At 58.2% G+C, this 13,374-nt stretch carries 15 protein-coding genes and 1 pseudogene; 9 read left to right on the forward strand and 7 right to left on the reverse strand.

The window, feature by feature from the left end; translation table 11 throughout:
• Positions 1-80: 80 nt before the first annotated feature.
• Together OU993_RS18910 and OU993_RS18915 are read right to left on the reverse strand one after the other, a co-directional pair.
• Positions 81-512 carry a plasmid maintenance toxin (PemK-like) gene (locus OU993_RS18910; protein ID WP_268160128.1) on the reverse strand — a complete coding sequence of 144 codons (432 nt, stop codon included), beginning with the start codon at positions 510-512 and terminating at the stop codon, positions 81-83.
• A complete protein-coding gene (locus OU993_RS18915) occupies positions 499-777 on the reverse strand; it encodes a type II toxin-antitoxin system Phd/YefM family antitoxin (protein ID WP_268160130.1) in 279 nt (92 codons plus the stop codon). Before OU993_RS18915 ends, OU993_RS18910 begins: the two co-directional genes overlap by 14 nt.
• A gap of 77 nt (positions 778-854) precedes the next feature.
• On the opposite strand from OU993_RS18915, the gene OU993_RS18920 reads away from it, so the two are divergent.
• The gene (locus OU993_RS18920; RefSeq protein ID WP_268160132.1) at positions 855-2,018 is read left to right on the forward strand and encodes a site-specific integrase; all 1,164 of its coding nucleotides are present in this window, start codon (positions 855-857) and stop codon (positions 2,016-2,018) included.
• A 131-nt stretch (positions 2,019-2,149) separates the two neighbouring features.
• Here OU993_RS18920 and OU993_RS18925 read toward each other — a convergent pair whose 3' ends face one another.
• Positions 2,150-2,347, reverse strand: a complete 198-nt coding sequence (locus OU993_RS18925) for a hypothetical protein (protein WP_268160134.1) — start codon at positions 2,345-2,347, stop codon at positions 2,150-2,152.
• A 113-nt stretch (positions 2,348-2,460) separates the two neighbouring features.
• On the reverse strand, positions 2,461-4,245 hold the full coding sequence (locus OU993_RS18930) for a methyl-accepting chemotaxis protein (protein WP_268160136.1): 1,785 nt from the start codon (positions 4,243-4,245) through the stop codon (positions 2,461-2,463).
• Between the two features lie 234 nt (positions 4,246-4,479).
• Between OU993_RS18930 and OU993_RS18935 the strand changes: the two genes are divergently transcribed.
• Positions 4,480-5,268: a helix-turn-helix domain-containing protein gene (locus tag OU993_RS18935; RefSeq protein ID WP_268160138.1), complete on the forward strand. Its 789-nt coding sequence runs from the start codon at positions 4,480-4,482 to the stop codon at positions 5,266-5,268.
• A 280-nt stretch (positions 5,269-5,548) separates the two neighbouring features.
• On the opposite strand, the gene OU993_RS18940 is transcribed toward OU993_RS18935, so the two are convergent.
• Entirely contained in the window at positions 5,549-6,238 is a 690-nt protein-coding gene (locus tag OU993_RS18940; protein WP_268160140.1) for a helix-turn-helix domain-containing protein, read from the reverse strand.
• Positions 6,239-7,119: 881 nt separating this feature from the next.
• Between OU993_RS18940 and OU993_RS18945 the strand changes: the two genes are divergently transcribed.
• Together OU993_RS18945 and OU993_RS18950 are read left to right on the forward strand one after the other, a co-directional pair.
• The gene (locus OU993_RS18945; RefSeq protein ID WP_442793015.1) at positions 7,120-7,392 is read left to right on the forward strand and encodes a PIN domain-containing protein; all 273 of its coding nucleotides are present in this window, start codon (positions 7,120-7,122) and stop codon (positions 7,390-7,392) included.
• Complete coding sequence (locus OU993_RS18950; protein WP_268160142.1) at positions 7,382-8,527, forward strand: site-specific integrase; 1,146 nt, start codon at positions 7,382-7,384, stop codon at positions 8,525-8,527. The genes OU993_RS18945 and OU993_RS18950 overlap by 11 nt, the downstream gene beginning before the upstream one ends.
• A 123-nt stretch (positions 8,528-8,650) precedes the next feature.
• Here the strand turns inward: OU993_RS18950 and OU993_RS18955 are convergent, their stop codons facing one another.
• A complete protein-coding gene (locus OU993_RS18955; RefSeq protein WP_268160144.1) occupies positions 8,651-9,475 on the reverse strand; it encodes a class II glutamine amidotransferase in 825 nt (274 codons plus the stop codon).
• 168 nt (positions 9,476-9,643) lie between these two features.
• Here OU993_RS18955 and OU993_RS18960 point away from each other — a divergent pair, with 168 nt between their 5' ends.
• Positions 9,644-10,117, forward strand: coding sequence for an Lrp/AsnC family transcriptional regulator (locus OU993_RS18960; RefSeq protein WP_268160146.1), 474 nt, complete (start codon positions 9,644-9,646; stop codon positions 10,115-10,117).
• Between the two features lie 102 nt (positions 10,118-10,219).
• On the opposite strand, the pseudogene OU993_RS18965 reads toward OU993_RS18960, so the two are convergent.
• Positions 10,220-10,915, reverse strand: a pseudogene (locus tag OU993_RS18965) (IS6 family transposase).
• 318 nt (positions 10,916-11,233) lie between these two features.
• Here OU993_RS18965 and OU993_RS18970 point away from each other — a divergent pair.
• Genes OU993_RS18970 through OU993_RS18985 form a run of 4 tightly spaced genes read left to right on the forward strand, consistent with a single transcriptional unit; the run spans position 11,234 to position 13,269 of the window.
• Positions 11,234-11,527 carry a type II toxin-antitoxin system Phd/YefM family antitoxin gene (locus OU993_RS18970; protein WP_268160148.1) on the forward strand — a complete coding sequence of 98 codons (294 nt, stop codon included), beginning with the start codon at positions 11,234-11,236 and terminating at the stop codon, positions 11,525-11,527.
• Positions 11,524-11,901 carry a type II toxin-antitoxin system VapC family toxin gene (locus tag OU993_RS18975; protein WP_268160150.1) on the forward strand — a complete coding sequence of 126 codons (378 nt, stop codon included), beginning with the start codon at positions 11,524-11,526 and terminating at the stop codon, positions 11,899-11,901. Before OU993_RS18970 ends, OU993_RS18975 begins: the two co-directional genes overlap by 4 nt.
• A 10-nt stretch (positions 11,902-11,911) precedes the next feature.
• The gene (locus OU993_RS18980) at positions 11,912-12,160 is read left to right on the forward strand and encodes a prevent-host-death family protein (RefSeq protein ID WP_268160152.1); all 249 of its coding nucleotides are present in this window, start codon (positions 11,912-11,914) and stop codon (positions 12,158-12,160) included.
• The gene (locus tag OU993_RS18985) at positions 12,157-13,269 is read left to right on the forward strand and encodes a site-specific integrase (RefSeq protein ID WP_268160154.1); all 1,113 of its coding nucleotides are present in this window, start codon (positions 12,157-12,159) and stop codon (positions 13,267-13,269) included. The genes OU993_RS18980 and OU993_RS18985 overlap by 4 nt, the downstream gene beginning before the upstream one ends.
• Positions 13,270-13,374: the final 105 nt, after the last annotated feature.

Below are 13,374 nucleotides of genomic sequence, written 5' to 3' on the forward strand. Positions count from 1 at the left end.
CCTAAAGTCGTGGCAAATCACTGTGAAGATCACTGCTGGACGCGCAGAACTCGAGGGCGAACAAAAGGATGAAGAACAGCTCAGTCGCTGCGAATGGTCGCCTTGTGACGCTGGCTTCTGGCGAGCTCAACGAACCGACGTTTCACCTCTTCGAAGAGCGCCGGAGGCAGCGGCCCGTGATATCCGCTCTCGCTGTCAACAGGGCGAACATCGGGCCCCGGCCAGACGAAACGATTGCTTTCGGTCAACACGATCCAGGATCGCTCGTCATCGAGACCCAGGCGGCGTTTGGTAGCCGGCGGGATTTCGACTGCGTCGCTGGGATCGGACGGTGGGGAATGCGTGATCGGCAGAACACGTACTGCAGGTGTCCCGTCCTGAAGCGTCGCAACAATGGCCAGCACGAGAGCCGGGCGATCCTTGTCCCCCTCCTCTCGTCCGTCCAGATACTGCCAATGCCAGAGATAGGAATAGCGGAAAATCCAGCCGACCTTGGGTTCAATCGGCAGCATTCTTGTCCATCAGCAGTTCGGCATTGAGATGATCCAGGCCCGGCTCCATTGTCGAAGCCTCGATCGCGGCAAGTTCGTCGTCACTGATCGCAGCCGTCAGATCGACCCGACGGTCCCGCTTGGCGAGACGAAGGTAATCCTCGTAGGCCATGAGCACCGTGCGCGGCCGGCCGTTCTTGGTGATGATCACTGGCTCTCGCACGGCCGCATCCTGGTAGGCACCAAAGTTCTTCGAAACCGCAGCTGCTGTCACAGTCGACGTCATGGCAAATCTCCTTTTTTCCGGAATATACGGGCTTTCCGGAACTTTTTCAAATGTGCTCCTGAAAGTGACGGAATACGATGACGCGAAAGCAACTAACATCCAAATCGACCGACGATGTGGTTACGCGACGTGTGGAAGAACTCGATACCATCGCTGCCGTACTCCCAATGGAACGCCGTGACGAATTGGCTGAGCTCCTGACGGACCAGGATGTCGAGACGCTCCGTCATCTCGTCAACGAAGGCATGGGCGCAAATACACTGCGCGCGCTCACCTCCGATCTCGCCTACCTGCAGGCCTGGTCGCTGGCGGCATCAGGACGGTCACTCCCCTGGCCCGCGCCGGAAGCGCTGCTGCTGAAGTTTGTCGCTCATCACCTCTGGGATCCGGAAAAGCGTCTGACGGATCCGGATCATGGCATGCCGGCCGAGGTCGAGGACAAGCTTCGCCTCCAAGGGTTTCTCCGTTCTTCAGGCCCCCATGCACCCGACACCGTGCGCCGACGTCTGGCAACCTGGTCGACGCTGACCAAATGGCGCGGACTGCAGGGTGCCTTCACCTCCACTGCCCTCAAGTCGGCCATCCGGCTGGCGGTGCGTGCAACGCCACGCCCGAAGCGGCGCAAGAGCGCCAAGGCCGTGACAGGCGATGTCCTGTCGAAGCTGATTGGCACCTGCCGGACCGGCAGCCTGCGCGATGTCAGGGACAAGGCGATCCTCATGGTTGCCTTTGCCTCCGGTGGGAGGCGCCGCAGCGAAGTGGCGGGGCTGCGTAAGGAGCAGTTGGTCATGGAAGCGCCGATCCCTGTTGAAGGATCAGCTCCCCTGCCCTCGCTGTCCATCCATCTCGGTCGCACCAAGACCAGCGGCGCCGACGCCGACGAGATCGTCTACCTCACTGGCCGGCCCGTCGATGCGCTGGATGCCTGGCTAAAGCTTGCCAGGATCGACAGCGGCAGTGTGTTTCGCGCCATTGATCGCTGGGGAAATGTCTCACAACGTGCTCTGGATCCAAAAGCGATCAACGACATCGTCAAGCAGCGCGCCGCCATGGCAGGGCTGGACCCGGCGGAGTTTTCCGCCCACGGCCTGCGCTCCGGTTATCTCACCGAAGCAGCCAATCGCGGCATTCCCCTGCCTGAGGCCATGGAGCAGTCACGCCATCGATCCGTCCAGCAGGCATCGGAATACTACAACAGTGCAACTAGGCGCAGCGGTAGAGCAGCAAGACTCATGGACTGAGAAGCGAACCAGCAACAGGCGATCGCCGAAAGGCTTAAGGAAAGATCGCCTCCGGAAAACTTGGCGCGGTTCAGCTGGTCGGCTGCCGGGTTTCGATAAATCATCCGAGAGCGACTTTGAACGGTAATCCGTTATTCCGGTTCGGACAGATTTTTCCTATGGATTTCGATCACCTGTTCGAGCTGCCCATGCAGCCGATTGATAAGGCCACTCAGGTTCTTGCAATAATCTTGCAGCGCATGATGTGCTTCAAGGACTGCCTCCCCAGGCTCTTGTGCCGATTGGATCGGATGCACAACGGGCCGGTCGGGGAATTTGATCACTGTCATGCCTGGCTCCTTCCGCGTGCCGCTTGCTTGTCTCAACCATCATGCGTTTAGTCTTCAAACCTATGCTATCGATGACCTGCGTTCGAGAAAACGAACACCAGGTCCCTTTATCGTCAGAACTCTTCCCAGCTCTCTCCCTTGAGGGCAGCGTTACCGTGGAAGGCTGGCGCAATGCGTTTGGTTGCCGGTCGTGACGAGGAGACCACCGGACGAACAATGGCCGGACCGGTTGCTGCTGCGTTGTGCCGGCCGGGAACGGCAGTGCCAATATTGAACTGGCCAATGAGTTCGAACAGCCTCTCGGCTTCTCTCGCAAGGCTATGGGCGGCGGCTGATGTCTCTTCGACCATTGCGGCGTTCTGCTGCGTGCCCTGATCCATTGTATTCACCGCAATGTTGATCTCCTTCAGCCCAGTCGCCTGTTCCCGTGACGATTCAACAATGGCGCCAACATTCTGGTCGACCTGGAGAACCTGACCGACAATCTCCTGCAACGCCTTTCCGGTATCACCAACGAGTGTGACACCATTCTTCACATGATCATTGGATGTACTGATCAGTGCCTTGATTTCCTTTGCGGCCTTGGCTGACCGCTGTGCCAACTCACGGACCTCTTGTGCGACCACAGCAAAGCCCTTACCGGCCTCTCCCGCGCGCGCCGCCTCGACGCCTGCATTCAGCGCCAGCAGGTTGGTCTGGAAGGCAATCTCATCGATGACGCCGATGATGCTGACGATCTCTCCAGATGATTGTTCGATTTTTCCCATAGCAACAACGGCTTGTCCAACCACGTTGCCGGAGTATTCCGCACTTTCTTTGGTGCGACGTACTAACGAACCGGCTTCTTGAGCGCGGTGGCTGGAGTCCGCCACCGTTGTCGTGATCTCCTCCAGGGCGGCGGCAGTCTCTTCGACAGAGGCGGCTTGCTGCTCGGTGCGCTTTGCCAGGTCATTCGACGCGGTTTGGATCTGCTGAGATGCGGCCGCGATCGCACCGGCATTTTCGAGGATCGTCTGCAGAGTGCTGCGTAGCTTTCGGCCCGTCGCGTTATAATCAACCCGCAACCGTTCCAGGACAGGCAGGAAAGGCTGCGAGATATCCTGGGTCAAGTCGCCTTCCGACATCGCCTGAAGCGCACTTGCCAGACAATCCACATTGGCAACGCGTTCCGACACATCGGTTGCAAACTTGACGACCTTGAAGACCTTGCCGTTCATGTCGAAGATCGGGTTATAGGAGGCTTGGATGTGGACTTTTTTGCCACCCTTTCCAAGCCGCAAGAATTCGTCTGCCACGAATTCCCCAGAAGCGAGCTTTTTCCAGAATTGTACGTAAGCCGTGCTCTGGACGTAGTCCGGCTCGCAGAACATCGAGTGATGCCGACCCTTGATCTCGTCCAGAGCGTAGCCGAGCGTCCTGAGGAAATTTCCGTTGGCCGTCAGGATTTCGCCGTCTGGCGTAAACTCGATGACTGCCTGGGCGCGCGCGATCGCATCCAGTTTGCCGGCATCTTCTGAGGCCTTTAGCTTCTGCGCGGTGATGTCGGTTGCAAACTTGACAACCTTATAGAGCTTACCACCTCGAAACACCGAATTGTAGGAGGCTTCGATCCAGATCTCCTCGCCACTTTTTTTGATCCGCTTGTACTGTCTGCGATCAAACTCCCCGCGCCCTAACCTGGCCCAGAACTCACGGTACTCCGTCGAATTGACTTCAGCCGGGTCGACAAACATCCGATGGTGCTGCCCGACGATTTCCTGCAGCTGGTAGCCCAGCGCCTTCAGGAAGTTTTCGTTGGCGGTCAGGATGGTCCCGTCCATTTTGAATTCAATGATCGCCTGCGACCTGCTCACAGCACTTAGCACGGCCTTGGCATCCGAGCCACCTAACCCCAGCATTCCAATCTCCATCCGTCAGAAATCAGCAGCGGCTCGTTTCCCCCGACCGATGCTCGGCAAGACTCGTCTTGATGACCTAATTTTCGGACAGAACACTTTAGAATATGTAAAAGTAATAATGAGCATATCGATTATGTGCTCTTTTTTGTGTTTTCTTGACAAATGACTATGTTTGCTCGCGCGTAAAGTGAGCGCGGCAAGGTTCCTGCAATCCTGGAACCGTATGGATGATCCATGGACCATTGCGATGAGCTGAAACTAACCTTCCCAGACGCCGATCCACGCGCTGAAATCCATACGGCGCGAAGTTGGCGTGGCGTGTCTGTCCAGTACTCCCGCCTCCAGCTTCCGGTCGAGTATGAATTCTTGTGGGATGGCCAGAGCCATTATCTCGCCTATCATGATCTTATCCTGGAAGATGGTGAGATGCAGATCCTGGGTGAACGTCCTATCGCCGGCGGCGATTTGCGCGACAAGATGACGTATGTCCCCTTGGGACACACCATCAAAGGCTGGGCCCGGCCCGCCGAGCGCATAAACGCATTTACGGTCGTCTGTTTCGATCCGGCGACCATGGAAGAGGAACTGCAGATCGAGTTTAACAGCCTCGAGCCGCGTCCCCATGTTTACTTCCAGGACCGCGAGCTCGGTGCTACGATGCGCAAGCTCGGGAGGCTGATGGCGGATATCAAACGACCGGCTGCTAAGGTCTACGCCGAAGCGGTCGGTCTGACCGCCGCGCTTGAAATGGTAAGGCTTCAAGCAGAACAGACCCTGCAAATTGCGACAGCGGGACAGTTGAACCAAGTCCAGTGCAGGCTTGTTCTGGATTATATCGAGTCGCATCTTGCTTCAGATATTGGCCTCGACGACCTTGCCTCCATCGCCGGGATGACCCGCTTTCATTTCTCGAGAGCTTTCAAGGCGACGTTCAACGAACCGCCCTACCAATTTGTGATCCGCCGCAGGTGTCGCTTTACAGTTAATCGCAAGAATCTCCCCTCAACATTTTCAATCAGATAGCGCAGCACCTAATTTGAGACGCGGCAGTTAATTTGAGAATATAGCGCGGATATTGCCACTTAACGTGAGATTCAGCCGCGCACGATATGTATTACAGAATCTATGATTTTTGGATCGCTGCGACGTAACCAGAAATCAATATTATCTTTTCTATTCTATGGTTTAGCAGCTAGCTCAGGCAAACCAGGTTAGCTTGAAACTAGCAACAAACTTGCGACGGGATTTGACGAAATTCTCAGATTAAATGCCTAACGAATTTCAAATGCCCGCATTATTGCGGTTAACTGCCAAACGACACTACCGCGACAGGACGGGGTTCGAAGCGATAATGAGCCGCGAAGGCCAACAATGTCGGATGGAAGCGGATGGCATCGCCCTGCCGTTCAAGGACGGCGGACTTCAGATTGTCGTAGAGCAGCACTCTGGGAAGGCTGTTCCAGTCGTTGAATGCGCCGACATGGCCGCGCAGGAAGTTTTCCATGCGGGCATCAAGGAAGAAGCGCAGATAGATGTCGCGCGAGTAGGATAGCACCATGACGAAGGCCATCAGCGGGCGGCGGGCCCTGCCGATCTCGATGTGGCCAAAATGACCCCAGTCGACCTGGCCCTGCTCACCCGGCAGGGTGCGTAGTCGTAGATAAGCTTCCGCCGCCTTCCGTGGTCGGTGCAGCGCCACCATGTGCCGGAAGTGGTCGGGCGATCCCTTATAGCCGCGCTCCTGCACCATCCCGTAAAGGCGGCTGGACGTCAGGTCAGGATATTTGGTCAGCGTCTGCTGGATAAACGGCAGGTACAGGTCGATCTCGGCGGGGCGGATCACCGGCCTGTGTCGAGGCAAGCCCGCGTCCTTCAGGACCCTGAAGACGGTGGTGTGATGGCAATGCAATTGCTTGGCGATCGTGCCGCAGCGCCACTTCTCAACGTGGTACAGGCGCAGGATCATCGCTTCCTTCTCGGCAGATATGGTCATCGGTTCGATCTCCATGGTCGAATGGACGCACGTGTGTCCCCCGGCGACGCACGAAGCCGCGGCGAAAGAACAGCGGCACAGAGCTGCCGCAGCGCCGGCACCACGGCTCGATCGATGACACCACGCCAGCGGTGCCATCGCCCGGTGCAACGATGCCGCCGTTTGTGGACGCCTTCAGTCGTGAACCCTCTGGAACGACGGGTGGAGAGTGATGCGTCACGTTTTTGCGAGCCTGCCGATATCGGCGGGAGCGATCGGCATGGGCAAAGCGCCCCGGCCGGGTGCTCTGGTAGCGCCGTCCGGCTGCCCGCAGGCTGTCACGGCGCGCCGCATGGGCGCAGGCAGAACCGCAATAGCGCTGACCCCGATCGCAATGGCGGCAAAGCAGAACCTGCGCGCGACACCGCCCGCAGAGGAAGAAACGAGCAGTTTGCATCGCGGCGGCGCACCTTTCGAAGCGCCGTCGGGATTGATCGGAGAAGCTCGACGGAATGCGCCAATACCATTATAATGACGCTCACCGTGAACCAGTCGGCAGTCCTGCGTGATGACAGCCACGTCATCTCACAGATGCCTGAGGGATTGGACATCGAATTGGCCTGGTAGCTTTGGTCGATGTCTGTTTGCGGCGCTCCGCCAGTCTATCATTGACGGACGCAGCGCGGGATGTGCCTCAGTCGCCCTCCGGGCTCCTGACGCCACATCCCGCGCTCATCTCCCCCATCAAAACCTTTGCAATAATCTCAGGGCCCTGTCCGCCGCGTCCAGATTCGCCGTAATCCCGTCTCGGCACCAAATATGCGCGGTTCTCAACAGCCACCGACACGGAGGAAGACGCGGTAGCGCCTGATCTGCTTCGCCATGAGATTCGCAGCATACTCCTGAGCGCCGAGAAGCGTGAGCGGATCTCGGCTGATTTTGTTCATTCGGCCCTGGCGCGGTTTCGCGGCCTACCATTGCAACTGGGTGGCGCCGGCGACGACACGGAGGTGGTGCGCTTGTCCCGGAAATACCGTCTCAGCGCCTACGACGCCGCCTACCTCGCTCTAGCACTTCTCGAACAGCTCCCTCTCGCCACGCTCGACCGTCGACTGGCGGAAGCTGCCCGTGCAGAAGGTGTGGCGGTGTTTGGCCCCCCTGAGCATGAGCATTGATCGCCCTGCTGAGCTCGCGGCCCGTGTAGCGACACTCGACACAATTGCCGCCGTTCTACCCATGGACCGACGGGATGAGCTGGCGGAACTGCTGACCGATCAGGACATCGAGACCCTCCGCCATCTCGTCAACGAGGGCATGGGTGCCAACACGCTGCGCGCGCTGACCTCCGATCTTGCTTACCTGCAGGCTTGGTCGCTGGCGGCGACAGGCCGCTCGCTTCCCTGGCCAGCACCCGAAGCGCTCCTTCTCAAATTCGTCGCGCACCACCTGTGGGACGCAGAGAAGCGTCTGACGGATCCGGAACACGGGATGCCGGCAGATGTCGACGACAAGCTCCGGATCCAGGGATTTCTGCGGACGGTCGGACCGCATGCACCCGATACCGTGCGCCGGCGGCTCGCCACCTGGTCCACGCTGACGAAATGGCGTGGGCATGTTGGTGCGTTTTCCTCCCCTGCCCTGAAGTCCGCCATCCGGCTTGCAGTGCGCGCAGCGCCACGCCCCAAACGACGCAAGAGCGCCAAAGCGGTGACAGGCGATATCCTGTCGAAGCTGATTGGCACATGCCGAACCGACAATCTGCGTGATGTCAGAGACAAGGCGATCCTGATGGTCGCTTTCGCCTCAGGCGGCCGGCGTCGCAGCGAAGTTGCGGGGTTGCGGAAGGAGCAGCTGGCTACGGAAGCGCCTATCCACCTTGACGGCGCCCCTCCCCTGCCCTCGCTGTCCATTCACCTGGGACGCACAAAGACCAGCGGCGCGGACAATGATGAGGTCGTCTACCTCACCGGTCGGCCCGTCGAGGCGCTGAATGCCTGGCTCGCGCTTGCCAGGATCGAAAACGGCAGCGTTTTCCGGGCAATCGATCGGTGGGGCAATGTTTCGAAGCGGGCTCTTGATCCGAAGGCGATCAGCGACATTCTCAAGCAGCGCGTCGAGATGGCAGGGCTGGACCCGGCAGAGTTTTCCGCCCATGGCCTGCGCTCCGGTTATCTCACCGAAGCCGCCAATCGCGGTATTCCGCTCCCAGAGGCCATGGAGCAATCACGGCATCGATCCGTTCAGCAGGCGTCGGAGTACTACAATCACGCACAACGGCGAAGCGGAAGAGCCGCAATGTTCATGGACTAACAAGCGGCGAAATGCCCCCGGAGCCCCAGGTCGCTGTCGCCCGAAAGCTAGCCGTGATTGTTCACACGATGTGGATCTCCACGCCGTTTCTCGGCGCCTCCTGCTAGGTCTCGGGAGCGCATCTCAACCAGCCAGCACCTGGCCGCAATCGACAGGATTTGGGGCGCCCGCATCTAGGGATGGATCGAAAACTTGCTGCTGAATGATCCTGCCTTTGCTGATCAGTGTGAGGCTTCCGGCAGGGACCGGCGTCCAACCTAACCGCTCTTGATCGATCGGCTCTGAGGCAACCACAACCTCACCGTTGTCGGAACGGGTATAGAGACTGGGGGGGCGACAATCCGATGCCCAGCGAAAGGCCCAGAGGGTTTCACCGTCGGCCAGCACAGCACTGAAGCGGATTGGCGAACGCACATTGCTTCTACGTTGGAAGGTCAAAATATCGAGCAAGACCGACGCAATCGCGCCGGGAATGCCCAGCTTATCGATGCGACTGACTGCTGCCAGGAAAACTGCCTCCGAATCGGAGGTCCCCCTGCGGGCACCGTACAGCTCGTCGGTGATCAGAGACTCGACGGACCGGCGCACCCGCCCATAACCGCCAATCTGCCCGTTATGCATGAAGAGAAATGTTCCGTGCCGGAAAGGATGGCAGTTGCTTCTCGCCGTTTCCGTTCCCGTCGCAGCCCGGCAATGAACAAAATAAAGAGGCGCAACAATGGATCGGGAAATCGCCTCGAAATTCTCGTCCGCCCAAGCGGGGTTGGTATCGCGGAATAGAAAAGCATTTCGCTGCAGATCGTACCAACCGAGGCCGAACCCATCACCATTAACACGCGTCTTGCCTTCAAAAGCAGCACAGGATTGTCGCTGTATGGCCTGAGGAGCATCGATCGCCAGATAGGAAATTGGTCTTCCTGGCCCAGAATAAGCTGCAAATCGACACATGCTCTCGTCTCAATTCCACCTTGAATTGTCAATGAAGACAATCCTAAGACACTGCGACCAAACAAAATCCGAATACAGACGACAAAATCGATTAAATGTGAGATTCTTTTGTGCCATGAATACAGTAGATGGGATATTCTCCCAATATAGCAAGGATCACAGATATCAATGTACACGCTCGATAGTTATGACATTGCGATTCTCAGAGAGCTGCAGCGTGACACAGCAATCAGCCTCGACATCTTGTCGGCAAAGGTGTCGCTGTCTCGCAACGCCTGCTGGAGGCGAGTCCAGCTACTGGAGAGTGCAGGGGTTATTCTCAGGCGCGTTGCATTGCTGGACCCGAAGAAGCTCGACGCGGGTCTGATGGCTTTCATTCAAGTCAGGGCCGCCAAGCACTCCACCGACTGGGCCCGGGACTTTCGACTGGCGGTGGCGTCACTGCCCGAGATCATCGGCGCGTACAGAACCTCGGGGGATGTTGACTACGTCCTGCAGGCGCGAGTTCCAGACGTTGCGGCATACGACCTCGTCTATCAACGACTGATCAACAAAGTAGACATGAATGACGTTTCAGCCAGTTTCGTCATGGAGGAGATAAAGGCAACCACTGAAATACCTCTGATTTACACCAAGGCATAACTCACGGATGAGAGCGTAAGCCGATCGAAGCGGTCGGGCGGCATCGTGAACTTAACGGAGGAAAGGCCAGCGAAAGATGCCATTCGCCGTTAAGTCTCATGCTCAGGCAATTTTCGCCCACAAGCTCATCGCCGCCGTGCGCAATTCGCGATGGTGGTCGGAGGAGATGTCGTGGCGCGGGATGTGGAACAGGTTGGCAATCGGGTCATGGATGGAGACGAAGCGTTGTAGATGTCGCTGTGACTTGAAGCGCTTCATGATCCGCTCTCGCCGCCGGACTGGTTGGTGAGAATTCGCCGCCCGATTATTCAATCCTTTGTGGGAGCGATGCTATCCACCCGGCATGATCTCACGCTTTGCTACGCCGCAGGACCGCAGCTTGTCGGTGATCTTCACACGCGGTGACCGTCCCTGACCCTTCAAGAGCTTGCGCATCAGGCGCTTGGGGGCCTTTGCATTTCGGCGGCTTTGCACGAGCACCTCCAAGACGAAACCGTCCTGATCAACTGCGCGCCACAGCCAATGCTTCTTGCCACGGATTGAAACAATGGCTTCATCGAGATGCCACTTGTCCCCAAGTCGACCGGATGATCGACGATGGATCTCGTTAGCAAAGGTGCGGCCGAATTTCTCCGCCCACAGCCGAACAGTCTGGTGCGAGACAACGATCCCACGGGCAGCCAGCAAGTCCTGGACCATTCGCAGGCTCAGAGGGAAACGGAAATAGAGCCACACGGCGTGGGCAAGTACTTCAGCGGGAAAGCGATGGCGGCAAGAGAGCGGATCACGGTCTGTCATGGCCTGTCATCGCACATCGAATTCCATTTTCCATTAAGTTGACGATGCCGTCTCACCCCGTGCTGCCGCCCGCACCAGAGCCGGTCGTCAGAAAGTCGCCGAATGGCTCAAATATCTCGAAATGCGATCGTCGGCCGGGTCAAACCATAACGATCCAATGGTGACCTGTGAATTCGGGTGGATATGGAAAGAACTCAAAGTCGAAGACCTCAGACGATAGCATTCAAAAAACCTTATCGGGGGTCATACGTACATATCCGTTGTACATTTTCGGCTCCAGTGGTAGAGTGTCGTCAGAGCGCAAAATCGGAACAAACAATGCCCCAGACACACTACAAGATCAGCGAGGCCCGCAAGAACTTCGCCGAGGTTCTTGAGCGCGCCAACCAGGGCGAAGAGATTGTTATCATGCGCGGCAATGAGATCTATGCCCGCATTGGTCCGGCTGATCCCGCAGGCAAGAGACCGTTCGGGCTTCTGGCCAAGCGAGGTCTTCCGGACGATCTGTTCGACGAGCATGATCCTGAGCAGGCAGCAATTGATGCCGGCGACTGGAGTGACGACGTCGGGATCTTCCGCGGTGAAGCAGTCGGTATGGACAAGCGCTCGTGAAGCTCCTTCTCGATAGTCATGCCGTCTATTGGTGGACGATCGGCAGTCCACGTCTTTCGCCGCGAGCGCGCTCATTGATAGAGGACAAGAACAATGCCGTGTTGGTCAGTGCCGTCTCCTTCTACGAACTCGACAACAAGATGCGGCTGAAAAAGCTCGATCTCAAGCCGCAGGAATTGCGCGCCGCTATCACCTCCAGCGGCTTCCAGACCCTTGCCATCAGTGACTTGCATGCGGAACTTGCGGCTGCATTCGACTGGGAGCACCGGGATCCGTGGGACCGGATCCTTGCTGCACAGACGCGACTGGAGCATTGCGAATTGGTCTCGACGGACTTGGTGTTTGATGCCGTGCTGCATGAAAGGGTCTGGTGAGGAGAGACCCATGAAAGTTCTTGTTGACGTGACGGAAGCGGCGGAACGGCTCGAGGAGTTGATTGAACTTGCTGTCCGCGACGATGAAATCGTGAACTGCCGCGACGAGAGACCGGCCGCGATACTCACGCAGATCGCGCAGAAGATCGACCCTTATGAGGATTTCCTTGCGCTGGCGGAGGAAGATCGCAAAAGCGTGCCGCCCGGCACAACCTCCGACCATTCCGATTTTTACGATGAGCACGGTCTGCCGAAATGAGTGCTATCGATCTGCGGATCCAACAACTCGACACCATTGCTGCAGTCCTCCCCATGGAGCGGCGGGACGAACTCGCCGAGCTTCTGACCGATCAGGACATCGAGACCCTTCGCCACCTCGTCAACGAGGGAATGGGCGCCAATACACTGCGCGCGCTCACCTCCGATCTCGCCTACCTGCAGGCCTGGTCGCTGGCGGCCACGGGCCGGTCACTCCCCTGGCCCGCGCCGGAAGCGCTGTTGCTGAAGTTTGTCGCTCATCACCTATGGGACCAGGAAAAGCGCCTGACGGATCCGGGCCACGGCATGCCGGCGGAGGTCGAGGACAAGCTTCGCCTCCAGGGGTTTCTCCGAGCATCCGATACCGTGCGCCGTCGGCTGGCAACCTGGTCGACGCTGACCAAATGGCGTGGGCTGCAGGGTTCATTCACCTCCCCTGCCCTCAAGTCGGCCATCCGGCTGGCGGTGCGTGCAACGCCACGCCCGAAGCGGCGCAAGAGCGCCAAGGCCGTGACAGGCGATGTCCTGTCAAAGCTGATTGGTACCTGCCGGACCGACAGCCTGCGCGATGTCCGGGACAAGGCGATCCTCATGGTTGCCTTTGCCTCCGGTGGGAGGCGTCGCAGCGAAGTGGCGGGGCTGCGTAAGGAGCAGTTGGTCATGGAAGCGCCGATCCCGGTTGAAGGATCAGCTCCCCTGCCCTCGCTATCCCTCCATCTCGGTCGCACCAAGACAAGTGGCGCTGACAATCAGGAAACCGTCTATCTCACGGGCCGACCAGTCGACGCGCTGAGTGCCTGGCTCGAGGCCGGCAGGATCGAAAGCGGTAGTGTATTCCGGGCGATCGATCGCTGGGGCAATGTCTCAAAGCGCGCGCTCGATCCGAAAGCCATCAACGATATCGTCAAACAGCGCGCCGCCATGGCAGGGTTGGACCCGGTGGAGTTTTCCGCCCATGGCTTGCGTTCAGGTTATCTCACCGAAGCAGCCAATCGCGGCATTCCCCTGCCTGAAGCCATGGAGCAATCCCGGCATCGATCGGTTCAGCAAGCATCCGAATACTACAATAGCGCAACGAGACGGAGTGGCAGAGCAGCCAGGCTGCTCTAGTTCGGTGATGCTCTCCCAAGGGAGGGCGTGCCAGCTATAAACCGTGGAACGAGTGCTGTATGAAATGCGGCGCCACCGCCGTACGATCATGCCTCTACCTTGTAC

Origin of the sequence: Rhizobium sp. SL86 (assembly GCF_026672545.1) — a bacterium.
GTDB lineage: Bacteria > Pseudomonadota > Alphaproteobacteria > Rhizobiales > Rhizobiaceae > Neorhizobium.